The 25447-nt window shown below is 69.5% G+C and carries 17 protein-coding genes; 6 read left to right on the top strand and 11 right to left on the bottom strand.

Annotated elements, in window-relative coordinates; all coding sequences use genetic code 11:
• Positions 1-58 precede the first annotated feature (58 nt).
• Positions 59-1066 carry a DUF695 domain-containing protein gene (locus AW272_RS09475; RefSeq protein ID WP_066362799.1) on the top strand — a complete coding sequence of 336 codons (1008 nt, stop codon included), beginning with the start codon at positions 59-61 and terminating at the stop codon, positions 1064-1066.
• A gap of 11 nt (positions 1067-1077) precedes the next feature.
• On the opposite strand, the gene AW272_RS09470 is transcribed toward AW272_RS09475, so the two are convergent.
• The 11 genes from AW272_RS09470 to glgP form a co-directional block, all read right to left on the bottom strand.
• Positions 1078-2223, bottom strand: a complete 1146-nt coding sequence (locus AW272_RS09470; RefSeq protein ID WP_083958156.1) for a cysteine desulfurase family protein — start codon at positions 2221-2223, stop codon at positions 1078-1080.
• A gap of 319 nt (positions 2224-2542) precedes the next feature.
• Positions 2543-3490 carry an electron transfer flavoprotein subunit alpha/FixB family protein gene (locus AW272_RS09465; protein ID WP_066362797.1) on the bottom strand — a complete coding sequence of 316 codons (948 nt, stop codon included), beginning with the start codon at positions 3488-3490 and terminating at the stop codon, positions 2543-2545.
• A gap of 12 nt (positions 3491-3502) precedes the next feature.
• A complete protein-coding gene (locus AW272_RS09460) occupies positions 3503-4285 on the bottom strand; it encodes an electron transfer flavoprotein subunit beta/FixA family protein (RefSeq protein ID WP_066362796.1) in 783 nt (260 codons plus the stop codon).
• Positions 4286-4439: 154 nt separating this feature from the next.
• Positions 4440-5648, bottom strand: a complete 1209-nt coding sequence (locus tag AW272_RS09455; RefSeq protein ID WP_066362795.1) for a serine/threonine-protein kinase — start codon at positions 5646-5648, stop codon at positions 4440-4442.
• A 53-nt stretch (positions 5649-5701) separates the two neighbouring features.
• Complete coding sequence (locus AW272_RS09450) at positions 5702-7687, bottom strand: serine/threonine-protein kinase (protein ID WP_066362794.1); 1986 nt, start codon at positions 7685-7687, stop codon at positions 5702-5704.
• Positions 7688-10018 carry a protein kinase domain-containing protein gene (locus AW272_RS09445; RefSeq protein WP_083958155.1) on the bottom strand — a complete coding sequence of 777 codons (2331 nt, stop codon included), beginning with the start codon at positions 10016-10018 and terminating at the stop codon, positions 7688-7690.
• Between the two features lie 106 nt (positions 10019-10124).
• Complete coding sequence (locus AW272_RS09440; protein ID WP_066362790.1) at positions 10125-10637, bottom strand: YbaK/EbsC family protein; 513 nt, start codon at positions 10635-10637, stop codon at positions 10125-10127.
• Positions 10637-12139 (bottom strand): flavin monoamine oxidase family protein, encoded by a 1503-nt coding sequence (locus tag AW272_RS09435; RefSeq protein ID WP_066362787.1) that lies wholly within the window; start codon positions 12137-12139, stop codon positions 10637-10639. Before AW272_RS09435 ends, AW272_RS09440 begins: the two co-directional genes overlap by 1 nt.
• Positions 12136-12978 (bottom strand): M55 family metallopeptidase, encoded by an 843-nt coding sequence (locus AW272_RS09430; protein WP_066362785.1) that lies wholly within the window; start codon positions 12976-12978, stop codon positions 12136-12138. Before AW272_RS09430 ends, AW272_RS09435 begins: the two co-directional genes overlap by 4 nt.
• Positions 12978-13178 (bottom strand): hypothetical protein, encoded by a 201-nt coding sequence (locus AW272_RS09425; RefSeq protein WP_066362783.1) that lies wholly within the window; start codon positions 13176-13178, stop codon positions 12978-12980. The genes AW272_RS09430 and AW272_RS09425 overlap by 1 nt, the downstream gene beginning before the upstream one ends.
• 121 nt (positions 13179-13299) lie before the next feature.
• Positions 13300-15903, bottom strand: a complete 2604-nt coding sequence (glgP, locus tag AW272_RS09420) for an alpha-glucan family phosphorylase (protein WP_066362781.1) — start codon at positions 15901-15903, stop codon at positions 13300-13302.
• Positions 15904-16252: 349 nt separating this feature from the next.
• On the opposite strand from glgP, the gene AW272_RS09415 reads away from it, so the two are divergent.
• From AW272_RS09415 to AW272_RS09395, 5 genes are all read left to right on the top strand, one after another.
• Positions 16253-18349, top strand: coding sequence for an alpha-1,4-glucan--maltose-1-phosphate maltosyltransferase (locus AW272_RS09415; RefSeq protein WP_066362780.1), 2097 nt, complete (start codon positions 16253-16255; stop codon positions 18347-18349).
• Between the two features lie 33 nt (positions 18350-18382).
• Positions 18383-20116 (top strand): maltose alpha-D-glucosyltransferase, encoded by a 1734-nt coding sequence (treS, locus tag AW272_RS09410; RefSeq protein ID WP_066362779.1) that lies wholly within the window; start codon positions 18383-18385, stop codon positions 20114-20116.
• A gap of 3 nt (positions 20117-20119) precedes the next feature.
• Positions 20120-21469 carry a maltokinase N-terminal cap-like domain-containing protein gene (locus AW272_RS09405; RefSeq protein ID WP_066362778.1) on the top strand — a complete coding sequence of 450 codons (1350 nt, stop codon included), beginning with the start codon at positions 20120-20122 and terminating at the stop codon, positions 21467-21469.
• A 10-nt stretch (positions 21470-21479) separates the two neighbouring features.
• The gene (glgB, locus tag AW272_RS09400; RefSeq protein WP_066362777.1) at positions 21480-23624 is read left to right on the top strand and encodes a 1,4-alpha-glucan branching protein GlgB; all 2145 of its coding nucleotides are present in this window, start codon (positions 21480-21482) and stop codon (positions 23622-23624) included.
• A 147-nt stretch (positions 23625-23771) separates the two neighbouring features.
• Positions 23772-25391, top strand: a complete 1620-nt coding sequence (locus AW272_RS09395; protein ID WP_245657344.1) for a glycosyl hydrolase family 18 protein — start codon at positions 23772-23774, stop codon at positions 25389-25391.
• Positions 25392-25447 lie beyond the last annotated feature (56 nt).

The following is a 25447-nucleotide window of genomic DNA, read 5'->3' as shown; positions in this document are numbered from 1 at the left end:
GCCCTTCGAGCGTACCCGCGTTGGCGTAGTGCCCGTCCTGCTGATTGGATTGCGGGCCATGCGGTTGTTCGGGCGCAAGAGCGAGCCGGTTGACCCGGCAGTGGCGATCTCCGGGTTCTGGGCGTGGTGGGCCGAGGCCCGTCCCCGGGTGGAGGCAGCCGACGACAAGGCGGAACTGATGGCCCCCGCCGTGGCGGCCCTCGACCCCGGCCTCATCTGGGAGATCGGCAACGGCCGCGGCAGCCTCTTCTCCCTGGTCGTGAGCTCCGCCGCCGACCCGGAACTACGTTCCCTGGCCCACCGCTGGGCCAAGGCCGCCCCCGAGCCCGACGCGATGTGGGAGTTCCACCCCTCCCGTCAGGCTGCCTCGATTCCCGCGGATGTACGTTTCCCGGCCGGCCCCCACGAATTCGACATGGCGAGATTCGTCGTGGCTCTGCGAGTGCCTCCGGGCAGCCCCAGGGTCGACATCTCCGCCTATCACCCGATCTTCGAGGACATCGACGACGACACCCGCATGGAGACCGCCATGCTGGCCCTCGACCGCCTCCTCGGCGAAGACGAGGTGGCCCGCTGGGTGGGCGACATCACCGCCGCCCAGATCGAGCCGATCGACGCCCTCCCCGCCATCCACCTCCCCGCCGTCGTGGCCGACGTGGCCGAAGGCTTCCAAGACGAGCAGTGGGCGCTCCTGGAGGGCACCACGGCCCGCGGCAAGAAACTCACCGCGACGGCCAGGTTCCCCCTCCGCCCGGTCGACTACCCGCTCTACGACCACCACATCGCCATCACCCTGCCCTACCGCAAATCCGACGGCGACGGCCTCCCCGCAGGCGACTCCCTCGACGCCCTCAACGCCTTCCACCAGACCCTCACCGCCGCCCTGGGCCCGGCGGTCGTCGCCGCCCACGTCAGCTCAGAGGGCGTCAGAACCTTCCACGTGTACGCCGATCCCACGGGCGCCACGGAACGCGCGATCCGCGACCTCGTCTGGAAAGAGGGCCGCCCGGCGATCGTCGCCTCCATGGACCCGGAATGGTCAGCCGTAGCCCACTTTCTTACGTGATGTGACCGCCCTCAGGAGAGGCCGGCTCGGCGGGCGCGCTCGACGACTCCGCCGATCACCTCGCCGACCCGTTCCACGTCTTCGATCGTCGAGGTGTGGCCCAGCGAGAAGCGCAGCGAACCCCGGGCCCGTGCGCCGTCCTGGCCCATCGCGAGCAGCACGTGGGACGGCTGCGCCACCCCCGCCGAGCACGCCGAGCCGGTCGAGCACTCGACGCCCTTGGCGTCGAGGAGCATCAGCAGCGCGTCGCCCTCGCATCCGGGGAAGGTGAAGTGGGCGTTCCCGGGCAGACGTTCGTCCAGGTCGCCGTTGACCACGACGTCGGGCACCGCGGCGCGCACCTTCGTGATCAGCAGATCCCGGAGCTCGGTCAGCCGGGCCGCCAGGGAGGCCCGCCGGTCGACCGCGAGCTTCACCGCCGTGGCGAACCCGGCGATGGCGGGCGCGTCGAGGGTGCCGGATCGCACGTCTCGTTCCTGGCCGCCGCCGTGGAGCACGGGAACCGGGTCGACCCCGCGCGCGAGCAGCAGGGCCCCCACCCCCATTGGGCCGCCGACCTTGTGGCCGGAGATGGTCATCGCGTCGACCCCGGAGGCGGTGAAGTCGACGTCGAGCTGGGCGACCGCCTGCACGGCGTCGGTGTGGAACGGCACCCCGGCCTCGTGGGCGATCGCCGCCAGCTCGTGGATCGGCTGGACGGTCCCGACCTCGTTGTTGGCCCACATGACGCTCACCAGCGCCACGTCGTCGCCGATCGCCGCGCGCAGCGTCTCGGGACGCACCCGCCCGAAGGCGTCGACGGGCAGCAACTCGACCCGCGCGGCCTGGTGGTCGGCCAGCCAGTGGGCCGGATCGAGGGCGGCATGGTGTTCGACGGAGCTGAGGAGCACGCGGGGACGCTGCCGGGCCCAGAACAGGCCCTTGATCGCCAGGTTGTCGGCCTCGGTGCCCCCGGCCGTGAAGACGACCTCGCTCGGCCGGGCGCCGATGGCGCAGGCGATGGTCTCGCGCGACTCCTCGACGATGCGGCGGGTGCGGCGACCGGCGGCGTGAAGTGAGGAGGCGTTTCCGACCCGGGAGAGTTCCGCCACCATCGCCTCGACCGCCTCGGGCACCATCGGCGTGGTCGCGGCGTGATCCAGGTAGGCAGTTCGCACCGAACAAGCGTATCCGCAGTGAGAAGCGAGATGCGGACGGCCGTGGGCCGGCCGTGACTCGCGCTGTGAATCCGCCCCACAAAAAGCGACTCCACCACGGGGAATTGGTGGTCGCCCGTTACGGCCCGGGCCGTAAGGGCGACCTGAAACGGTCTTCCCGCCGGACAACACCCGGAAACCCGCCGTTCACGTAGCGGACAGTGACCACGAGGAGAGAATGAGCTCCCGTCCGCCGGCGGTTCCGCCGACACCGCAGCCCCAGGCGCGCACATCGAAGAGGGCGCCGGGCCGAGGCCCGGCGCCCTCTCAGGTTCGCTGACTACTTGCGCTTGGTGATCTCGTCGATCAGCTGCGGTACGACCTTGTGCAGGTCGCCCACCACGCCGAAGTCGGCGATCTCCCAGATCGGGGCCTGGGCGTCCTTGTTGACGACCACGATGGTCTTGGCCGTCTGCATGCCCGCCCGGTGCTGGATCGCCCCCGAGATGCCCGCCGCGATGTAGAGCTGCGGGGCCACGGTCTTGCCGGTCTGGCCGACCTGGAACTCGTGCGGATACCAGCCCGAGTCCGTCACGGCCCGCGAGGCGCCGACGGCCGCGCCGAGCGAGTCGGCGAGCTGCTCGATGATCGAGAAGTCGGCGCCGACGCCACGCCCGCCGGAGACCACGATGGCGGCCTCGGTGAGTTCGGGGCGGGAGCTCGACTTCTCCTTGACGCGTTCGACCACGCGGGCGGCGCGGGCGGCGTCGGTGAGCGCGACGTCGACCTTCTCCTCGGTGCCCGCGCCGGCGGTGGCGACCGGCTGGGTCGAGTTGGGGCGCAGCGCGATGATCGGGGTGCCCTTGGCGACCTTGCTGTGGACGATCACGCCGCCGCCGAAGATGGGCTGTTCGGCCACGAAGCCCTCGGCCACGCCGACCGCGTCGGTGATGACGCCGCTGTCGGTCTTGATGGCCAGGCGGCCCGCGACCTCTTTGCCCTCGGTGGTCGAGGCCACTAGGACCGCCGCCGGGGACCGGCTGCCGACCAGTGAGGCCAGCAGTTCGGCCTTGGGGGCCACCAGGTAGTCGGCGATGTCGGCCGAGTCGGCGACGTAGATCTTCTCGGCGCCGTATTCCGACAGGCGGGCCTTGGCGGTCTCGGAGTAGCCGGGACCGGCCCACACGGCCGACGGCTCGCCGAGCGAGCGGGCCAGGGTGAGGAGTTCGAGGGTGACCTTCTTGATCTCGCCGTCGATCTGTTCGACGAGCACCAGGATCTCTGCCATGTCAGCCCTCCCTTAGATGAATTTCTTCGACACGAGGAACTCGGCCGCCTTGGTGCCGCCGTCGCCCTCGTCGTTGACCACGACGCCCTTGCCGCGCGGGGGCGCGGTCGTGAAGTCGGACACCACGCTCCAGGCGGCGGCGAGGCCGATCTGGGCGGGGTCGATCTCGGCGTCGGCGATGCCGAGCTTCTCGATCGGCTTCTTCTTGGCCGCCATGATGCCCTTGAAGGACGGGTAGCGCGGCTTGAAGGGGTCGGGCTTCTCGACGACCGACACGACGGCCGGCAGCGTGGCCTCGACCTTGTCGTAGCCGTAGTCGGTCTGCCGGTGGATGGAGATCGCGGAGCCGTCGACCTCGATCTTGCTGGCGAGCGTCAGCTGGGGGACGCCCAGGCGCTCGGCGAGCATCGCGGCCAGCATGCCGGTCCGCGCGTCGGTCGACTCGGAGCCCAGGATGACGACGTCGAAGCCGATCTTCTTGAGCGCCTGCGACAGCGCGTAGGAGGTCGACAGGGCGTCGGAGCCGTGCAGCGCCTCGTCGGACAGGTGGACGGCCTTGTCGGCGCCCATGGCGAGAGCCTTGCGGATCGCGTCGGTGGCCTGGTCGGGCCCCATGGTGAGGACCGTCACCTCGCCGCCGTAGGCCTCTTTCAGCTTGAGGGCATCCTCGACCGCGTATTCGCAGAGCTCGTTGATGACCCCGTTGGCGCTGCGGTCGAGCGTGCTGTCATCGGACCTGAGCTTGCGCTCGGTCGCGGTGTCGGGAACCTGCTTCACGCAGACGACGATGTTCATGGCCGGTGGCCGACCTCCCGTACTCAGACGGCTCGCGCCGCAATGGACGACTGACTATTTGTTACCCGCCAGTAGCTTACTCACAAACCCCGCGTATGGGGCACTTGTCATCACCATACCGAACTATGTTCTGGAGGTGGCGCGCGGGGGGCGGTCAGCCGGCCAACGCCAGCAGGCCGAGCGCGAAGAAGAGGGCGCCGACGGCCAGCAGCAGGATAAACGTACTGAAGAACGTGCTCAGCACCCACCACAGCACGATCGATCCGGCGATGGCCGACAGGTCGAGGATGACGCGACCCTTCGCCTTGGCCGCCAGGCCGAACATGGCGTCGATGAGGAGCGCCAGACCGTACACGACGAGAAGGAGGAGAGAGGCCTCGGGGACGTGCTCGCGGCCGGTGGCGGCGAGCAGGCCGACGATGGCGCAGGTGCCGATCACCCAGCGGCGGCGCACCACGTCGGCGCGGCGGGCGCGGGCGATCTCGGCCGGCGAGCGGGGCTCGGGCGGCGGCGCCCCCGGCTTCCACTCGGTGGTCTCTTCTTCACGGTGAACACTTGTGGTGACGGGAACAGGTCGTTGTGCGCCCAGGCGGGCCAGTAGCTGACCGGCGGTCGGACGGGCCGCCGGGTCGGTCGCGAGGGCGTCGCGCAGGATCGGGGCCAGCCACGACGGCACGCCCGACAGGTCGGGCTCGTGGTGGACCACCCGGTAGGCGACCGCGGGCGCGGGCCCCTGGCCGTAGACGGAACGGCCGGTGGCTGCGTAGGCGAGCGTCGCCGCGAAGGCGAACACGTCGGCGGGCGGCCCGGCGTCGCCTCCTTCGAGGACCTCGGGGGCCAGGTAGCCGGGGGTGCCGACGACCGCGCCGGTGTCGGTCACCGAGACCAGGTCGAGCGCGGAGGCGATGCCGAAGTCGATGAGGAACGGCTCGCCGTCGGCCAGCATCACGTTGGCCGGTTTCAGATCGCGGTGGACGATCCCCGCGTCGTGGATCGCGGTCAGCGCCTCGGCCAGGCCCCGGGCGAGGCGCAGCAGCTCGGCGTCGTCTTTGATCGCGCCCTCGGCGACGATCGTCGACAGGGCCCGGCCCGGGACGTAGCGGGTGACGATGTAGGGCCGGTCGCCTTCGAGCGACACGTCGAGGACCTCGGCGATGTGCGGCCCGCGGACCCGCAGCATCGTCTCGACCTCACGCGACAGCCGGGTGATGGCGGAGGCGTCGCCGGCGATGTGGGGGTGCAGCACCTTCACCGCGACGGTCCGGCCCTCGGCGTCGAGCGCCAGATGGACCTCGCCGAACCCGCCCTTCCCCAACGGGGAGAGCAGCCGGTAAGGACCGGCGTTAGAGACGCTCGACTCCACCGGCTGCTCCCTTCAGGGTTCACAAGTCATGGTGCCCCGTCGGGGGCACCGGCTCACTTCCCGACGAGGAATCCCAGTCCGATCTGACTCATCAGGTCTTCGAACAGGCCGGTGATCAGGTTGACTGCCGTGTCCTGTCCCTTGCCGAGACTGGCGACGAGGTCGTCGATCACCGCCGACGGCGGCCGCCACGGCGTCCAGACCGCCTCGGCCGACAGCGCGGTCATCACGATGAAGAACGCCAGCGTGCCGAACACCAGGGTGATCACCATGCCGGCGCCGGGGCTGCGGATGACGCCCGCGAGCGCGCGCTGCACCGCCTGCCTGGGCTTGCGCCCACCCGGCAGCAGGAACAGCCCGCCGACGAACGCCGCCGCCGCGTAGGCCGCCGCGTCGTTGGTCGTCATGCCGCCCAGGTAGCGGAACGCACCCCACACGCAGATGCCGAACAGGATGCCCAGCGGGACGTGGACCAGGGTCGCCAGCACCGCCTTGAGCAGCGCCCACGGGGTGCCGAGCACCGCCCGCATCGGGTCGGAGCCACTGGCGCCCCGGATCGAGCGGCGCTCGCTCACGTCGCCCAGCAGCGAGTTGCCCACCCGCAGGCACAGCACCAGCACGATCGCGAACAGGCTCACCATCACCGGCAGCAGGCACGCCGCGCCGACCAGCACCGCCAGCATCAGCCCCGCCATGACGGGGTGGCTGGTCTTGTAGCGCGGCCGGTCCTGCTGGGGCTGCGGCGGCGGTTGATAGGCCGGTGGCCTCGCCTGTGGCGGGGCCACCGGCGCCGGCCGCATCTGCTGGGGCGCCGGGTGACCGGCCACCCTCTGGTCGGCGTAGGGCGGCGGCGCGAACTGCGGCGCGGGCTGATAGGGCGGCACGTAGGGCGGTGGCTGCTGGGACCCGCCCGACCGCCGCTGCTTCGACGGCTTCTGCGGCCGGGGCTCCCGCTCGGGCGCGACGTAGTTGACCGGCGGCAGCAGGTCGGAGTATGTCTCGCTCCGCCGGGCCGAGGGCACGTCGTCGAGCACACGGGTGCCGTCGATCTGCACGCGGGTGCCGTCGCCGAGGACGCGGGTGCCGTCGGTCAGCACCCGGGTCCCGTCGTTGAGAACCCTGGTGCCGTCGGCCAGCACGCGGGTCCCGTCGGAGAGCACGCGGGTGCCGTCGGCCGACTGGTTCCGCTGGACGGCGGTGCCGCCCTCCTTGAACACCGTCACCGACGGGTCGAGGGCGCGCGAGAGCTTCAGCAGCGACCCGGCCGTGGGGCGGGACTGCGAGTCGGTCGCCAGGGCGAGCCGCAGCCAGCCGCGCAGGAACGCGGGCGCGGTGTCGACCTGGGCCTTGCCCTCCAGGATGTTGTAACAGACCGACTCGAACGTGCCCGAGCCGAACGGCGGCTTGCCGGTCGCGGCGAAGAACACGGTCGCGGCCAGCGCGTGCACGTCGGCGGCCTGGGTGATCTCGCTGTCACGGATGATCTCCGGAGCGAGGTAGCCGGGGGTGCCGACGAACATGCCCGTCTGGGTCAGCCGGGTGGCGTTCACCAGGTGGGCGATGCCGAAGTCGATGACCAGCGGCTCGAACATGCCCGAACCGTCGTCGACGAGCATCACGTTGGCCGGTTTGAGGTCGCGGTGGATGACGTCGGCGTGGTGGATGGCCACCAGCGCCTCGCACAGCCCCCGGGCCAGCTTGGTGAGCTCGGCGCCCTTCAGGGGGCCGTCTTCCAGCACCCGTTGCTCGAGCGTGCGGCCCGGCGCGAACCGGGTCACGATGTAGGGCGTGGCGCCCGTCAGGTCGGCGTCGAGCACCGCGGCGACCCGGTTGTTGCGCACCCGGCGCATCGTCTCGACCTCACGGGTGAGGCGATCGCGCGCCTTCAGGTCGGAGGCGACGTGCGGGTGGAGGACTTTGACGGCGACTTGGCGGTCGTCGGAGTCGAGTCCCAGATGGACGACACCCATTCCGCCTTCGCCAAGACGCCGGAGCAATCGGTAGGGACCGATCCTCTCCGGTGCTTCCGTTGCGGCCACCTATGACCCCCCTGGTCCTGATTCCCTTAGTTCCGACAGTCGCTCCGTCAGCGTCTGCAGGTCGAAGCCCCAGATCAGACCCGCCGTGTGGTTGTCAGAACTGAGCGACAACAGCGCCACTCCCCCGAGGACCACCGCCACCACTCCCACGATGGCGGCGATCCCGATCGCCATGGTCCTGGTGGGGAACAGCGATGCCAGCGTACGTCGTACCTGGCGGGTGGGGGCCTCGACAGCCGGGCCGGCACAGATCGTCCAGAGGGCGACCGCGACGCCCCAGCCGAGTGTGGCGGGAATGTCCATCTTGGTGAGCACCGTCAGCAGCAGCGTGACGGGAATGCCGAGAATGAGTCCGTAGAAGATGAGCCCGATCGTCGCCCCGGCCGACTTGACCAGCGCGGCGGGCTCGCTGAGCACCCGGAGCACGTCGCCCGCCGCCGCGCTGACCTGACGCTTGCCGTTGAGCTGCGGCTGCGCGATGTCGGCGGCACGGAAGAGGATGACGCTCGGGATGATCAGCAGCGCCGCCAGCGTCGGCGCGATGGCCGCGCCGCCGATCAGCGCGACCTGCATGAGGACGCTCGCCACGCCGTAGGCCCGGGAACGCTGCAGCATGGCGCCCGGACGCGCGCCCGGGTTGTGCAGCGGCGGGGGCGGCGGGACGCGCAGCGTCTCCAGGAACGGCGCCGGCTTGGGCTGGTGGACCTGCGGGGTGCGCTCGTAGTGCTCCGCGGGCTGGGTGAAGAACCCCGGCTGCGGATTCTGCTGCGGGTTCTGCTGGGGATTCTGCTGTGGGTGTTGCTGGGACTGGCGCAGTTCCTCGGGCGAGACCCGCCGGGTCGGCAGGTCGCCGTCGCGTGGCTGGTTCCAGCCGCCCTCACCGGCGCGGCGCGTCGGCATGTCGCCGTCGTTCCAGCCGCGCTGCTCGCCCGGCAGCCGGGTGGGGATGTCGCTCTCCCCGGAGAGACCGGCCCTGCGCAGGTCGTCGCCGGTGACCCGGACCGTGGGGAACGGGTCGCCGCCGCCCCGGCCGGGCATGTGCCCGGGGCCGGAGGGGTTGACCGCCTGACGCGGCGCGGTCGGCTCGGCGAGGCCCGGATTCTGTCCGGTGCCGGGCTGTCCGGTGCCGGGCTGTCCCGCATAGCCGGAAGGTCCGGTCCCCTGGCCCGTCTGGGCCGGGCGGTTGCCGCCCTGCTGCGGGCCGGTGCCCGGGTAGGGCGGATTGGGCCGGCTCGGATAGCCGGGCATGGTCGGCCGCACGTCGCTCGTCGGGAGCGGTTCGGCCGGGCCCTGGTGGCCCGCGAACGGGGTGTCGTTGAGGAGGGAGACGTACTCCTCCTGCGACGGCTGGCGGCGCACGACCGGGGTGATCAGCGGGTTCGCCTTCGGCCCGGCCACCGGCTGGTTGACCTGGTCGGTCGACGGGGGCCGCGGCGTCGGCGGCGGGCCGTCGACGCCCAGGACGCGGATCGGCTGCCCGGTCTGGTCGTCGATGTTGGGGACCGTCGTGATCTCGTCGGGCACCCGGGGCCGCCGTGCCTGCGGCATCAGCCGGGACACCTGTTCCCGCAGGTCGACCGCGCGCGGCCGGCGCGAGGGATCACGGTGGAAGGCCGCGCGCAGCACCGGCTGGACCACGGCGGGGGCGGCGTCGATGTTCGCCTTCCCCGACGTGATGTTGAAGAAGATCATCTCCAGCGTGCCCTTGCCGAACGGCGGCAGGCCGGTCGCGGCGTAGAGCAGGGTGCCGGCCCAGGCGTGCACGTCGACCTCGGGGCCCGCCTCGTGACCTTCGATGATCTCGGGGGCCAGGTAGCCGGGGGTGCCGATGAACATCCCGGTCTGGGTCAGCCGCGTCGAGTCGACGGCCTGGGCGATGCCGAAGTCGATCAGCACCGGCTCGCCGTCGAGCATGAGCACGTTGCCCGGCTTCAGGTCGCGGTGGATGACCCCGGCCGCGTGGACGGCGGCCAGCGCGTCGGCCACGCCGTAGGCGACCTTGAGGATCCCTTCGACGCTCAGCGGACCGTCGTGTTTGATGAGGTCGTCGAGGGGTTTGCCGGGGACGTAACGCGTGACGATGTAGGGCCGGTGGCCCGTCACGTCGGCGTCGAGCACCTCGGCGATGTACGGGTTGCGCACCCGCCGCATCGTCTCGACCTCACGGGACAACCGGCGGCGCGCGGTGTCGTCACCGGCGACCTCCGGGCGCAGCACCTTGACGGCCACCTGCCTGCCGTGAGGGTCGAGGGCCAGGTGGACCACGCCCATGCCACCCTCACCGAGCCGCCGAAGCAGTCGGTAGGGACCAAGTCGGTCGTCCTGATTCATGCCTTAAGCACCATACCGACTAACACACCGCCCATGAGTGAACCATCAGGCCACATTCCTGCCCTGTACAACGGCAGGATTGGTCCAACGGTTTCCCACCCTACGGTCACAAACTGAGCAAGAGCACCTCGCCACGAGTGGCGGTGACGAGATCACTACCGGAAAGCGCCAGCTTGGACCGCCGAAGCCCGCTGCCGATGACGACGAACTCGCGGCGGGTCACGTTTTCGTCAACGAGCACCGGCCAGCCCTCCGGCAGGCCGATCGGGGTGATTCCGCCGTATTCCATACCGGTCAGTGAGACGGCGTCGTCCATGGGGGCGAACGAGATCTTGCGGGCGTCGAGGTGTCGGCGGACGATCCCGTTGATGTCGGCGCGGTGGGTGGCCAAGACCATCACGGCGGCGTAGCGGGTCTCGCCGCCGCGCTTGGCGGCCACGATGACGCAGTTGGCCGAGTCTTCCAGTGCGATGTCGTACTTCTCGCAGAAGGCGGCGGTGTCGGCCAGATCCGGGTCGATGGGGGCCACTTTCAGGTCGATCTTCAGGTCCGGTACGGCCTTCGCCACCGGTTCGGCCAGAAGTTCGGCGCCTTCGGCGACGGGGACCCAGCTCAGCATCAGTTCTCCTTCAGCGCCCTTTCGTGGATCAGGAGCACTGCCTTGCGCGCGGACTCGAAGGCTCCAGCCTGCCAGGCCACCAGGTCGGTCAGCCAGTCGCCCGCCAGGTAGACGCGGCCGTGGGCCTGCTCCAGGAGCCCGCCCTGCAGTCCGGCCGTGAACATGCCCTCGATGTGCGGCCGTTTCCGCCACGACATGGAGATGCTCGACAGCAGGTCCTTGCGGTAGCGGGGACCGTGCACCTTCTCGCCCTCCTTCAGGGCGCGTTCGAGGCGGGCGGCGGGTGCCAGGGCGTCGTAGGAGTCGGCCTGGTCGAGCAGGTGGTAGTAGCCGACGAGCAGGCCGCGGCGTTCGTGGAAGCCGTGGGAGGGATACCAGATGGTGCGGATGTCGAGGTCGGTCTCGGTGGTGCCGCCGTAGATGTCCTCGTCGAGCTCCCACCAGCGGCGGCCGTATTCGAGGCCGAGTTTGGAGCCGGAGAAGTTGAAACCCGAACCCAGGCTCTGGACGACCTCGGGCGGGAGGCTGCCCGGGATGCGGGCCAGGACGTGCGGGGGCAGGGTGGCCACGCAGAAGTCGGCCTTGATCGAGCCGTTCTTGTACTCGACGACGACCTCACGGCCGTTGTCGGTGATCCGCGTGGCGGGGGTGTTCGTCTTGATCCGGTGGCGGCCGACGTTGGCGGCCAGGGCGTCGACGATGCGGTCCATGCCGCCGACCGGCTGGAACATCGGCATGGCCTGGTCGTGGGCGAGGTCCCAGAACAGGGCCTGCGGGATGCGGTAGCCCAGCACCTCGCTGACCGACGGGATCGGGCCGGTGTTCGCGCGGCGCTCGCCGCCCTCGTAGGTGAACTGCTCGCCGAGCTGGCCGAACTCGCGCAGCAGGTCGAGCAGGTTCGTCTTGTCGGCCGCCGTCAGGTCGGCGTCGAGGGCGCCCTGGTTGGTCGCCTTGGCCAGCAGTTCGCCCAGGTAGCCGTAGGTGTCGGCGCGGGCGGTGCGGTAGCGGACGGACTTCCCGCCGGTGTGGACGTAGGCGTCGGCGTTGGAGTTGACGAAGATCTCCAACGGAACGCCGAGCTCGCGGCAGTAGTCCATGGTGATCATCCACTGCGCGATCCGGGCCGGGCCCGCGTTGAAGTAGGTGCCGTCGCGGAAACCGGCCTCCTGGGTGACGCCGCCGATCTCGGTGATCTCGTCGCCGCCGCGCAGTGTCAGGTTCCGGCCGCCGACCTTCTTGGCGGCCTCCAGGATCGTGACGTCGTACCCGGCCTTGCGCAGTTCATAGGCCGTCGCGAGGCCGGCGATACCGGCGCCGAGGACCACGACGCGCTTGGGCGAGCGCCCGGTCAGGGAGAAGTCGCCGGGCTGCGGCGCCCGGAACGCATGGGACTGACTACCCGGTACGAGTCCCAGGGCTCCCATCGCGGCCAGCATGGCGCCCGCGCCACCGGCGGCGCCCAGGCCGTGGAGCAGGGCCCGGCGGGTTAACTCACCTGTCATCCATATACACCGCTTCCACAAGCGACCTGACCGGCGATCATGGCGTATATCCCGAACAGGGCCATGATCTCCCGATAGTCGGCCGTTGTGAACTCGGTGCGCCTTGCCCCGTTGTGCCGGGTTCCCGGAATGATCCCGCAGGCCGTGGCGATGGCGGTGCTGTTCCACTCGACTTCGAGCGTGTACGGCGGCTCGATCACGTAAGGGCGGAAGTCGGCCAGGCGATTCAGCGCCCGAGCGGCCCCCTCCTCGATCCTCCGCTGCGCCACCTCGATCGGCAGCAGTTCGGCGGCGAACATGTCGATGCCCTGCTTGACGGCCACCGTCTCGACGTCGCCGAGCAGTTCGCGGGCCTCCGCGCAGACCGCCTCGTCGCCGGTGACCAGCGCGACCGGCACGCCCACGAACCCGGCGTAGGCGGCCACCAGCCGGGTCTCGCCGCAGATCTCGCCGTTCAGCCAGACGTTCTGGATCTCCTTGCCCATCCACGTGTGGTTGAGCACGCCATGAGAAACGCCGGCCCGCGCGTGGTAGCCCGCGAAGATCGCGGCGTCGAAGCCCTCGACCAGGCCCTGGGCCATGCGGTGCGGCTTGCCGGAGCCGCGGATCAGGGTCGCGCGGGTGTCGAGCCGATCGATGCGGAGGTTCCTGGTCGAGCCGTGGGCGTCGTTGACCAGCACCTGCGTCGCCCCGGCCGCGAACGCGCCGCGGACGACGGCGTTGGCGTCGCCGGTCATGAACTCACAGCCGCGGTCGTAGCCCCGGCCGCCGTGGTGCATCTCCTCGGGATCGGTGAGCCCGGTGACGCCCTCCATGTCGACGGACAGGTAAACCCGCATCAGTAGCTCCGCAATCGATCGACCTCACGGCGCAGCGCCACCACTTCCCGGCGCAGCATCTGGATCTCCCACAGGGCCTCTTTGAGGTCCTGCCGGTGATCGGCCCGGGTGACGTATCGGGCATCCACTCGGACGCGGACGGCCCGGCGGAGCCGGGGTGGGGCGAGCACACGCAGGATGAGGCGGAGGACGGGCCGCATGACCCGAAACCTTATCCGGGATGGACGGAACGTTCCGCGCGCTATGGTCACAATAGCCGCACAGACCGGCCCTCCCACCTGGGAAGACCGGTCTGTGAGGTAGATCCTTGGCCCGGACGGCTCAGCGGAGGGTGCCGTTGGTCATCCCGGCCGGCTCCTCGGGCACCGCGATCAGGCCGAGCTCGGCGGGCGAGGCCATCAGCGGGTGGAAGGGCACCACCCGGACCGAATAGCCGAACGCGCCGGTGCGGTCGAGCGGGATCACGCCGGTGAAGGTCGCGTGACCGTCGTCGTCGAGCGAACCGACGGTCAGCTTCACGTGGTTGGGGTCGATCAGCTCGTCGTGCTGGCCGACGCGGCCGTAGGCGGCCTGCACCTCGACGTCGTCGGGCGACAGCTCGCCCAGCGCGATCGTGGCGCTGACCTCCATGGCGTTCCCGAGTTCCGGGGTGTCGCCGATGCCGGCCGTCTCGACGTGCTCGACCCGCACGGCGGGCCACGCCTGCGAGACCCGCAGCTTCCAGGCCGCGAACGCCTTGGCCTGGGCGTAGCCGTCGGCCGAGAGGGTCTGCGCGGCGCCGGCCGCCGGGCTGTAGAGGTCGACGACGTAGTCGCGCAGCATCCGCCCGGCCAGCACCTTGGGCCCGAGCGAGCTGAGGGTGTGCTTGACCATCTCCAGCCAGCGGCGCGGCAGGCCGTCGGCGGCCCGGTCGTAGAACCGGTCGGCGACCTCGCGCTCGATCAGGTCGTAGAGGGCGTTGGCCTCCAGCTCGTCACGCCGCTCGGGGTCGTCGACGCCGTCGGCGGTCGGGATGGCCCAGCCGTTGTTGCCGTCGTACCACTCGTCCCACCAGCCGTCGCGGATCGACAGGTTCAGGCCGCCGTTCAGCGCGGACTTCATGCCGGAGGTGCCGCACGCCTCCAGCGGGCGCAGCGGGTTGTTCATCCAGACGTCGGAGCCCTGGACGAGCAACTGACCGACGGTCATGTCGTAGTCGGGCAGGAAGACGATGCGGTGCCGCACGTCCTCCATGTCGGCGAACTTGATGATCTGCTGGATGAGCTTCTTGCCGCCCTCGTCGGCCGGGTGGGCCTTGCCGGCGATCACGATCTGGACCGGCTTGACCGGGTCGAGCAGCAGCGAGCGCAGCCGCTCGGGGTCGCGCAGCATCAGGGTGAGCCGCTTGTAGGACGGCACCCGGCGGGCGAAGCCGATGGTCAGCACGTCGGGCGACAGGGCCTCGTCGGACCAGGTCAGCTCGGCGTCGGAGGCGCCGCGCTGGCGCCACGACTTGCGCAGGCGCTTGCGGGCCTCGTTGACCAGGTTGGCGCGCAGCTGGCCGCGGATGGTCCACAGGTCGGCGTCCGACAGCTTCTGCACACCCTCCCAGCCCTGGGCGCGCTCGACGATCGTCGGCAGTTCCTTGCCGGCCAGCTCCATGACCTCGCGGCCGACCCACGTGGGGGCGTGCACGCCGTTGGTGATCGAGCCGATCGGGATCTCCGACAGGTCGAAGCCCGGCCACAGGCCCTGGAACATCTCCCGACTGACCTCGCCGTGCAGGACCGACACGCCGTTGACCCGCTGGGCCAGGCGCATGCCCATGACGGCCATGTTGAAGACGGCCTTCTCGCCGTCGCCGCCGTGCGACTCGGGCTCGGCGCCCAGGGCGAGGATGCGGTCGACCGGCACGGTCGGCCAGGAGTTGTCGCCGCCGAACTGGCGGGCGATCACGTCGGCGGGGAAGCGGTCGATGCCGGCCGGGACCGGGGTGTGGGTGGTGAAGACCGTGCCCGCGCGGACGGCCTCGAGCGCCTCGTCGAACGACAGGCGGGCCTCGGTGAGCTCGCGGATGCGCTCCACGCCGAGGAAGCCGGCGTGGCCCTCGTTGGTGTGGAAGACCTCCGGCTCGGGGTGGCCGGTGACGCGGCAGTAGGCCCGGATGGCGCGCACGCCGCCGATGCCCAGCAGGAGTTCCTGGAGCAGGCGGTGGTCGCCGCCACCGCCGTAGAGGCGGTCGGTGACGTCGCGGGCGGTGGTGTCGTTGTCGGCCACGTCGGAGTCGAGCAGCAGCAGCGGGACGCGGCCGACCTGGGCGATCCAGATCTGGGCGTGCAGGGCGGCGCCGCCCGGGAGGCTGATGCGGATGCGCGCGGCGGTGCCGTCGTCCTCCTTGAGGAGGGTGAGCGGGAGGCCGCCCGGGTCGAGCGACGGGTAGTGCTCGAGCTGCCAGCCCTCGGGCGACAGGCTCTGGGTGAAGTAGCCGTGCCGGTAGAGCAGGCCGACGCCCAGGATCGGCACTCCGAGGTCGGAAGCGGCCTTCAGATGGTCTCCGGCCAGAATGCCGAGGCCGCCCGAATATTGGGGAAGGGCGGCGGCGATGCCGTATTCGGGTGAGAAGTAACCGACGGCGGCGGGCGCGTTCTCCAGCGTCTGGTACCAGCGCGGCGCCGTCATGTACTCACGGAGGTCGTCGGCGGCGTCGGCCACCCGGCGCAGGAACCGGCGGTCCTGGGCCAGGGCACGCAGCCTCTCGGCCGAGACGGCGCCGAGCAGGGCCACGGGGTCGTGCTCGACCCGCTCCCAGACCTCGGGGTCGACCTCGGCGAACAGGTCCATCGTCTCCGGGTGCCAGGACCAGCGGAGATTCTGGACCAGCTCGCCAAGCGGGGCGAGCTCGACCGGTAGAACGGTACGGACGGTGAACCTGCGAATTGCTCTCACGTGGCCAGACCCTAGGCGATCGAAGGGGGTGGATGTGGCCGGAACTTGGCGCCACACAGTGCCAACTCACCGTTGGCATACCTGCTCAAACCTCACCGATGAGCCCAGCGCCCGGTGAGTACGTGTACGCCACACGAACCTCCGGAGACCCGTGGATGACACACGGGTTTGACCGGCCGGACTGACTTTCATTCTGGCGGGTAAAGGGGGAGCATTAGGGCAACTCCAGTATGAGCGAGTGGCCCGGTCAGCGGGCTGTGGTTCATGCTGCCCCAAGACAGAACAAAGATCGACAATTGCCCCGTGGTCTCCGGCGGTACCGGGCGTGCCGTCGCTACGTTGAGAAACGATGATCGGAAGAATCCCAATCCAGGACATCCATCCCGTCGTCGACTGCGGGAAGCGACCCGCCAAGGCCGCCGCCGGGGAATCCTTCGAGATCACCGCCGTCGTGTTCCGTGAGGGACACGACGCGGTGAACGCCGGGGTCGTGCTCTTCGACCCCGACGGCGTGCCCGGCCGTCTGAGACCCATGCGGGAACTCACGCCCGGCACCGACCGCTGGGGCGTCGACGTCACGCTGCCCTCGGAAGGGTTGTGGTCCTACCGCGTCGAGGCCTGGAGCGACCCGATCGCCACCTGGCTCCACGACGCCGGGATCAAGATCCCGCGGGGTCTCGACTCCGATCTGATGTGCGAGGAGGGCGCGCGGCTGTTCGACCGCGCCGCCAAGGCGGTCCGCGCCGCCGACTGCCCGGACGCCCCGGCCAAAGCACGCAAGACGGTCACGTCCAAGACCAAGAAGCCTCCGGCCAAGACCGCGCCCGTCTGCGGCCACAGAGCCGCGCTCCAGGCGATGGCCGCCCGGCTGCGTGACGACGACGTCGACCCGCGGGCCCGGTTCGCCGCCGCGCAGCTCCCGGAGACGCAGGCGCTGATCACCGCCCACCCGCTGCGCGAGCTGGTCACCCGAACCGTCCGCCACAAGGTCATGGTCGACCGCAGGCGAGCACTGTTCGGTTCCTGGTACGAGTTCTTCCCGCGCTCCGAGGGCGCCATCGTCGAAGAGGGCGTCGCCCCCAAGTCGGGCACGTTCAAGACGGCCGAGAAGCGTCTCCCCGCGGTCGCCCAGATGGGCTTCGACGTGGTCTACCTGCCGCCGGTCCATCCGATCGGGATGGCGTACCGGAAGGGACCCAACAACACCCTCACGCCCGAGCCCTACGACCCGGGCAGCCCGTGGGCGATCGGCGCCGAAGAGGGCGGGCACGACGCGATCCACCCCGATCTGGGCACGATCGACGACTTCGACTCCTTCGTGGCGCGCACGCGTGAGCTCGGCATGGAGATCGCACTCGACCTCGCGCTGCAGTGCTCGCCCGACCACCCGTGGGTCAAGGAGCACCCCGAGTGGTTCAACATCCGGGCCGACGGGACGATCGCCTACGCCGAGAACCCGCCGAAGAAGTATCAGGACATCTATCCCCTGAACTTCGACAAGGACCCCGAAGGGATCTACCGGGAGGTCCGCCGGGTCGTCATGCACTGGATGGACCACGGGGTGCGGATCTTCCGGGTCGACAACCCCCACACCAAGCCGGTGTCGTTCTGGGAGCGGCTGCTGCGGGACGTCCGCAACACCGACCCCGACGTGCTGTTCCTGGCCGAGGCCTTCACCCGGCCCGCCATGATGCGGACGCTCGGCCGGATCGGGTTCCACCAGTCGTACACGTACTACACGTGGCGCAACAGCAAGCCGGAGCTGGAGGAGTACCTCACCGAGCTCTCGCACGAGACGGCCCACTTCATGCGGCCGAACCTGTTCGTCAACACGCCCGACATCCTGCACGAGTACCTTCAGCACAGCGGGATGCCAGGATTCAAGATCAGAGCGGCGCTCGCGGCGATGCTGTCACCGACGTGGGGCGTCTACTCTGGCTACGAATTGGGGGAGGGTGTCCCCGTTCGTCCTGGGAGCGAGGAGTACCTCGACAGCGAGAAATACCAGTACAGGCCCCGTGACTGGCAGGCGGCCGAACGTGAGGGTCGTAGTCTGGCGCCGTTCATCACGCAGTTGAATTTGTTGAGAAGAGCCCACCCGGCGCTTCAGGAATTGCGTAATCTACGGTTTCACAGCGTCGACCAGCCGGCCGTGATCTGCTTCTCCAAGCGGCTGCCGGGCGCCTACGACACGGCCACACGAAGGCACGCCATAGGCGACGTCGTGCTGACGGTCGTCAATCTTGATCCACACAACACCCATGAGGGCACCGTCTTCTTGGACATGCCGGCCCTGGGTCTCGACTGGCATGCCGAGTTCGTCGTCGAAGACGAGCTGTCCGGCGAGTCGTACCGCTGGCGGCAGGCCAACTACGTGCGCCTCGATCCGCATGTCAATCCTGCACACATCTTCACGCTGCGTCACGGGTCAGCGCACCGCCCTTAATCCGCAGCCCTGCACCAACCGGGGAGTCCACAGGTGAGCGTTACGACACCTCAGCCGAGTCCGCAGAATCAGCCGAACCAGCCGATTCCGAACACCTTCACGCATGAGAAGCCGCGCGATGCGTCCTGGTACAAACGCGCCGTCTTCTACGAGGTGCTCATTCGCGGTTTCGCCGACTCCAACGGTGACGGCACCGGCGACATCAGAGGCCTGATCGAGAAGCTCGACTATCTCGAGTGGCTCGGCGTCGACTGCCTCTGGCTGCTGCCGCTCTACGAGTCGCCGCTGCGTGACGGCGGTTACGACATCGCCGACTTCATGAAGATCCTGCCCGACTTCGGTGACCTGGGCGACTTCATCAAGCTGGTCGACGAGGCACACAAACGCGGCATCCGGGTCGTCGCCGACCTGGTCATGAACCACACGAGCGACCAGCACCCGTGGTTCCAGGCCAGTCGGCACGACCCGACGGGCCCGTTCGGCGACTTCTACGTCTGGAACGACGACGACGAGCTCTACAAGGACGCCCGGATCATCTTCATCGACACCGAGACGTCCAACTGGACTTATGACCCGGTCCGCCAGCAGTACTACTGGCACCGGTTCTTCCACCACCAGCCCGACCTGAACTACGAGAACCCGGACGTTCAGGAGGCGATGCTGGAGGTTCTGCGCTTCTGGCTGGACCTGGGCATCGACGGCTTCCGCATGGACGCCATCCCCTACCTGTTCGAGGCCGACGGCACCAACTGCGAGAACCTGCCGCAGACCCACGAATACCTGAAGCGGGTCCGGGCCGAGATCGACCGCCTCTACCCCGACCGGGTGCTGCTGGCCGAGGCCAACCAGTGGCCGAGCGACGTGGTCGAATACTTCGGCGACCCGGTCACCGGCGGCGACGAGTGCCACATGGCGTTCCACTTCCCGCTGATGCCGCGCATCTTCATGGCGGTCCGCCGGGAGTCGCGTTACCCGATCTCCGAGATCCTGGCCCAGACGCCGAAGATCCCGGAGAACTGCCACTGGGGCATCTTCCTGCGGAACCACGACGAGCTGACGCTCGAGATGGTCACCGACGAAGAGCGCGACTACATGTACTCCGAGTACGCCAAAGACCCGCGCATGCGCGCCAACGTCGGCATCCGCCGCCGCCTGGCGCCGCTGCTCGACAACGATCGCAACCAGATCGAGCTGTTCACCGCGCTGCTCATGTCGCTGCCGGGCTCCCCGGTGCTCTACTACGGCGACGAGATCGGCATGGGCGACAACATCTGGCTGGGCGACCGCGACGGGGTGCGCACCCCGATGCAGTGGACGCCCGACCGGAACGCCGGGTTCTCCGACTGCGACCCCGGCCGCCTCTACCTGCCGGTGATCATGGACCCGATCTACGGCTACCAGGCGATCAACGTCGAGGCGCAGCAGAAGCACTCCGGCTCGCTGCTCCACTTCACCAAGCGGATGATCGAGATCCGCAAGCGTCACCCCGTCTTCGGGCTGGGCGACTTCACCGAGCTCAACTCCTCGAACCCGAGCGTGCTGGCGTTCGTCCGGGAACTGGGTGACGACCGGGTGCTGTGCGTCAACAACCTGTCGCGCTTCCCCCAGCCGGTGGAGCTCGACCTGCGCCGATTCGAGGGGGTTTCACCCATTGAGGCGACGGGTAACGTCCCGTTCCCCCCGATTGGCGAACTTCCGTATCTTTTGACGCTCCCGGGGCATGGGTTCTATTGGTTCACCATCCCGCCGTCGTCCCGGGAGGATTAGAAAGTGCTTGCCGAGCTCCTTACCGGATGGATCCCCGATCAACGATGGTTCGCCGGTAAGGGGCGGCCGATCGACGATCTGTCGATCGTGTCAACCGTCCCGCTCATGGACGGCGACCCCGCCCTGGCCCACTTGATCATCTCGGTGCGCCAGGGTGAGCGCACGACCCGATATCAGCTCCTGCTGGGGCTGCGCGACACGCTGAACAGCAGGTTGCGCCACGTCTACATCGGCCGTTGCGAGTGGGACGGCCGCGAACGCGACGTGTACGACGCCGCTCACGACGCCGAACTCATGGGCCGGCTGCTCAACGGCATCGCCGACGACGCGACCGTCGGCCCGCTGACCTTCCACCGCGCGGCCGACGTGGAGATCGACACCTCCCAGCGCAGCCTGGTGATGACCGCCGAGCAGTCCAACACCTCGATCGTCTTCGGCGACCAGTACATCCTCAAGATGTTCCGCGTGGTCGTCCCGGGGATGAATCCCGAACTGGAGATCGTCAGCGCGCTGGCCGGCGAGGGGTCCCACCACGTGGCCCGGCCGTTCGGCTGGATCCAGGGGGAGATCGACGGAGAGTCCACCACCCTGGCGATCATGCAGGCGTTCCTCGGGGGCGCCAGCGAGGGCTGGGCGATGGCGCTGACCAGCGTCCGCGATCTCTACGCCTCGCCCCGCGAGGTGACCGCGGGCGACGCCGGGGGCGACTTCGCCGCCGAGGCCGAACGGCTCGGCATCGCCACCGCCGAGGTCCATCGGGAGATGCGCGAGGCCTTCGGGTCCGGCACCCTCGATCCCGACGAGATGCGCGCGTTGGCCGAGGGGTTCCGGGCCTCGCTGGAACGGGCGGTCGAGGAGGTCCCGTCGCTGGCCGACCACGCCGACGTGGCGCGGGAGGCGTACGACCTGCTGGCCGCCATCGACGAACCCGTGCCGGCGCAACGCGTGCACGGGGACTACCATCTCGGTCAGGTCATGCGGAGCATGACCGACTGGATCGTGCTGGACTTCGAGGGTGAACCGGGGCAGCCGCTGGCCGAGCGCCGCGCGCTCCACTCGCCGCTGCGGGACGTCGCGGGCATGCTGCGCTCTTTCGAGTACGCCGCCCGCCACCTGCTCGCCGACCACCCCGACGCGGAGACGCTGGAAGACCGGGCCGAGGAGTGGGCGGTCCGCAACCGCGCCGCGTTCCTGTCCGGTTACACGAAGTCGGGCGGCGACCTGCGCCCCGCCGACGTCGTGATGATGCGCGCCCTGGAGCTCGCCAAGGCCGTTTACGAAGTGGTCTACGAGGCGCGCAACCGGCCGTCCTGGCTGCCGATCCCCCTGGCGGCGTTCACCACGAAACATTGAGAGTTGGAATATGAGCAACGACTTGGACCGCCTCGCCGGGGGTGCCCACCACGACCCCCATTCGATCCTGGGCGCCCATATGACGGGCGAGGGCGTGGTCATCCGGGTGCTGCGGCCGTTCGCGGAGAAGGTCGAGGCGCTGGTCGACGGCGAGGTCCATGCGCTGGAGCACGTCGAGTTCGGGATCTTCGAGACCCTCCTCGAAGGATTGGACAAGATCCCGGTCTACCGCCTGCGGGTCAAATACGAGGGCGCCGACGCCGTCGAGGCCGGCGACCCCTACCGCCACTGGCCGACGCTCGGCGAGGTCGACCTGCACCTGATCGGCGAGGGCCGCCACGAGCGCCTGTGGGAGGTGCTCGGCGCGCGGCCGCTCATCCATGAAGACGAAGAGGGCACCGCGTTCGCCGTGTGGGCGCCCAACGCCCTGGGTGTACGGATGATCGGCGACTTCAACCACTGGAACGGCGGCGGCCACCCGATGCGGTCGCTGGGGTCGTCCGGGGTGTGGGAGCTGTTCATCCCCGGCGTGGGGGCCGGGACCCGCTACAAGTTCGAGATCCTGGGCGTCGACGGGGTGTGGCGGGGCAAGGCCGACCCGATGGCGCGGCGCACCGAGGTGCCGCCGCTGACCGCCTCGGTCGTCGACGAGACCACCTACTCGTGGAACGACGAGGAGTGGATGGCCGCCCGTCCGGCCCGCGACGTGCTCAAGGAGCCGATGTCGACCTACGAGGTGCACCTGGGCTCCTGGCGCCCGGGGCTGTCCTACCTCGAACTCGCCGACCAGCTCACCGCGTACGTGACGGAGATGGGTTTCACCCACGTCGAGTTCATGCCGGTCGCCGAACACCCCTTCGGCGGCTCGTGGGGCTACCAGGTGACCTCCTACTACGCGCCGACCTCCCGGTTCGGCACCCCCGACGAGTTCCGCGTCCTGGTCGACGCGCTGCACCAGGCCGGCGTCGGGGTCATCGTCGACTGGGTGCCCGCCCACTTCCCGATGGACGAATGGGCCCTGGCGCGCTTCGACGGCACTCCCCTGTACGAGCACGCCGACCCCCACCGGGGCGAGCACCCCGACTGGGGCACCTACGTGTTCGACTTCGGCCGCCGCGAGGTGAGGAACTTCCTGGTCGCCAACGCGGTCTACTGGCTGCGTGAGTTCCACATCGACGGCCTGCGGGTCGACGCCGTGGCCTCGATGCTCTACCTCGACTACTCCCGCCGCGAAGGCGAGTGGACCCCCAACGAGTTCGGCGGCCGCGAGAACCTCGACGCGATCGAGTTCCTCAAGGAGATGAACGCCGTCGCCTACCGCGAGTCGCCGGGGATCGTCACGATCGCCGAGGAGTCGACCGCGTGGCCCGGCGTCTCGCAGCCCGTGCACCTGGGCGGTCTCGGCTTCGGCTTCAAGTGGAACATGGGCTGGATGCACGACACTCTGGCCTACCTCGCCCACGAGCCGGTCTACCGTCAGTATCACCACCACCAGCTCACGTTCTCGCTGATGTACGCCCACTCCGAGCACTTCGTGCTGCCGCTGTCCCACGACGAGGTCGTCCACCTGAAAGGCTCGCTGCTGGGCAAGATGCCCGGCGACGAGTGGCAGCGCTTCGCCAACCTGCGCGCCCTCTACGCCTTCATGTGGGCCCACCCCGGCAAGCAGCTGCTGTTCATGGGCGGCGAGTTCGGCCAGGGCAGCGAGTGGTCGGAGTCCAAGGGCCTCGACTGGTGGATGCTCGACTTCGACTTCCACCGGGGCGTGCAGAACCTGGTGCGCGACCTGAACGGGATCTACAAGCAGACCCCCGCGCTCTACACCCAGGACGACACCCCCGACGGGTTCCGCTGGATCGACGCCGACGACTTCGCCGGGAACGTGTTCTCGTTCGTCCGCTACGGGACCGACGGGTCGGCGCTGGCCTGCGTGACGAACTTCTCCGGCGGGCCCCACGAGGACTACCACCTGGGCCTGCCCGAGGGCGGCACCTGGACCGAGGTCCTCAACACCGACGCCTACGAATACGCCGGCAGCGGTGTCGGCAACCTCGGCGGCGTGGTGGCGACCGAGGTCGGGCGCCACGGGCTGCCCTATTCGGTGCGGCTGCGGGTTCCCCCGCTCGGCACCGTCTGGCTCCGTAAGCAGGTTTGACAAGGGCCCCTTCGGGGGCCCTTTCTTATGTGTACCTTAAGCGCAGATTAACCCCCTTACGAGAACGTTGACCGACGTCAGACCATGGCCTTAGCCTCGGGCGTACTAATAGGAAACTTTCCTAAGAATTACCCCCGGGAGCGTTCCTTGCGACGTATCACCATCGGCTCGCTGATCGCCGCGGCGGCGCTGCTCGTGCCGTTCGGCTTCAGCCAGGCCAGTGCCGCCACCCCGGCCACCGCCACCTACGCCGTCGACCAGGACTGGGGCACCGGCTTCCAGGGCAAGGTCACCGTGAAGGCGGGCGACACGGCCCTGCCCACGTGGACGGTCGAGTTCGACGTCCCGAGCACCACCACCATCAGCTCGGCGTGGGACGCCGACATGGTCAAGTCGGGCAACCACTACACGTTCACCAAGAAGAGCTGGGCGGGCCCGCTCGCCGCCGGGACCTCCTTCAGCTTCGGCTTCATCGGCGCCCCGGGCGGCCTGGCGGCGGTCCAGAACTGCAAGCTCAACGGCGCGGCCTGCACCGGCGGCCCGGTGAACCCGTCGCCCACTCCCACGCCCACGGTCACCCCGACCGTCACCCCGACGCCGACCCCCTCGCCGACGCCCACGGTCACCCCGACGGTCACTCCCCCGCCGGGCGGCAAGAAGGTCATCGGCTACTTCACCAACTGGGGCGTCTACGGCCGCCAGTTCTACGTGAAGAACCTGCACACCAGCGGCAGCGCCGCGAAGCTGACCCACATCCTGTACGCCTTCGGCAACGTCCAGAACGGCCAGTGCACGATCTCCGACAGCTACGCCGACTACGACATGGCCTACACCGCGGCCAACTCGGTCGACGGCGTGGCCGACACGTGGGACGCCGGCGCGCTGCGCGGCAACTTCAACCAGCTCCGCAAGCTCAAGGCCATGTACCCGGGCCTGAAGGTGATCTTCAGCATCGGCGGCTGGACCTACTCCGGCGGCTTCACCCAGGCCGCCGCGAACCCGGCCGCGTTCGCCAACTCCTGCTACAACATGGTCGAGGACCCGCGCTGGGCCGACGTCTTCGACGGCATCGACATCGACTGGGAGTACCCCAACGCCTGCGGCCTCACCTGTGACGCCACCGGCTTCTCCTCGTTCAAGAACGTGATGCAGGCGCTGCGCACCCGCTTCGGCTCCAGCGCGCTGGTCACCGCCGCGATCACCGCCGACGGGACCAACGGCGGCAAGATCGACGCGGCCGACTACGCCGGCGCCGCGCAGTACCTGGACTGGTACATGCCGATGACCTACGACTACTTCGGCGCCTTCGCCGCGCAGGGCCCGACCGCCCCGCACTCGCCGCTGACGAGCTACACGGGCATCCCGACCCAGGGCTTCCACAGCGACGCGGCGATCCAGAAGCTCAAGTCGAAGGGCATCCCGGCCAGCAAGCTGCTGCTGGGCATCGGCTTCTACGGCCGTGGCTGGACCGGCGTGAGCCAGTCGGCCCCCGGCGGCTCGGCCTCCGGCGCCGCGCCGGGCACCTACGAGGCGGGCATCGAGGACTACAAGGTCCTCAAGACCCGCTGCCCGGCCACCGGCACGGTCGGCGGCACCGCCTACGCCCACTGCGGCAACCAGTGGTGGAGCTACGACACCCCCGCCACCATCACGAGCAAGATGACCTACGCCAAGAACCAGGGCCTGGGCGGCGCGTTCTTCTGGGAGACCAGCGGCGACACCGCCAACGGCGAACTGATCACCGCGATCAGGAACGGCCTGAACTGACCATCCTCTGACGGCTGAACGGCTCCGCGCCCTGTGCGCGGGGCCGTTTCGCTTAG

It is taken from the genome of Herbidospora mongoliensis (genome assembly GCF_001570545.1).
Lineage (GTDB): Bacteria > Actinomycetota > Actinomycetes > Streptosporangiales > Streptosporangiaceae > Herbidospora > Herbidospora mongoliensis.
This window is presented reverse-complemented; position numbering and strand designations above follow the sequence as displayed.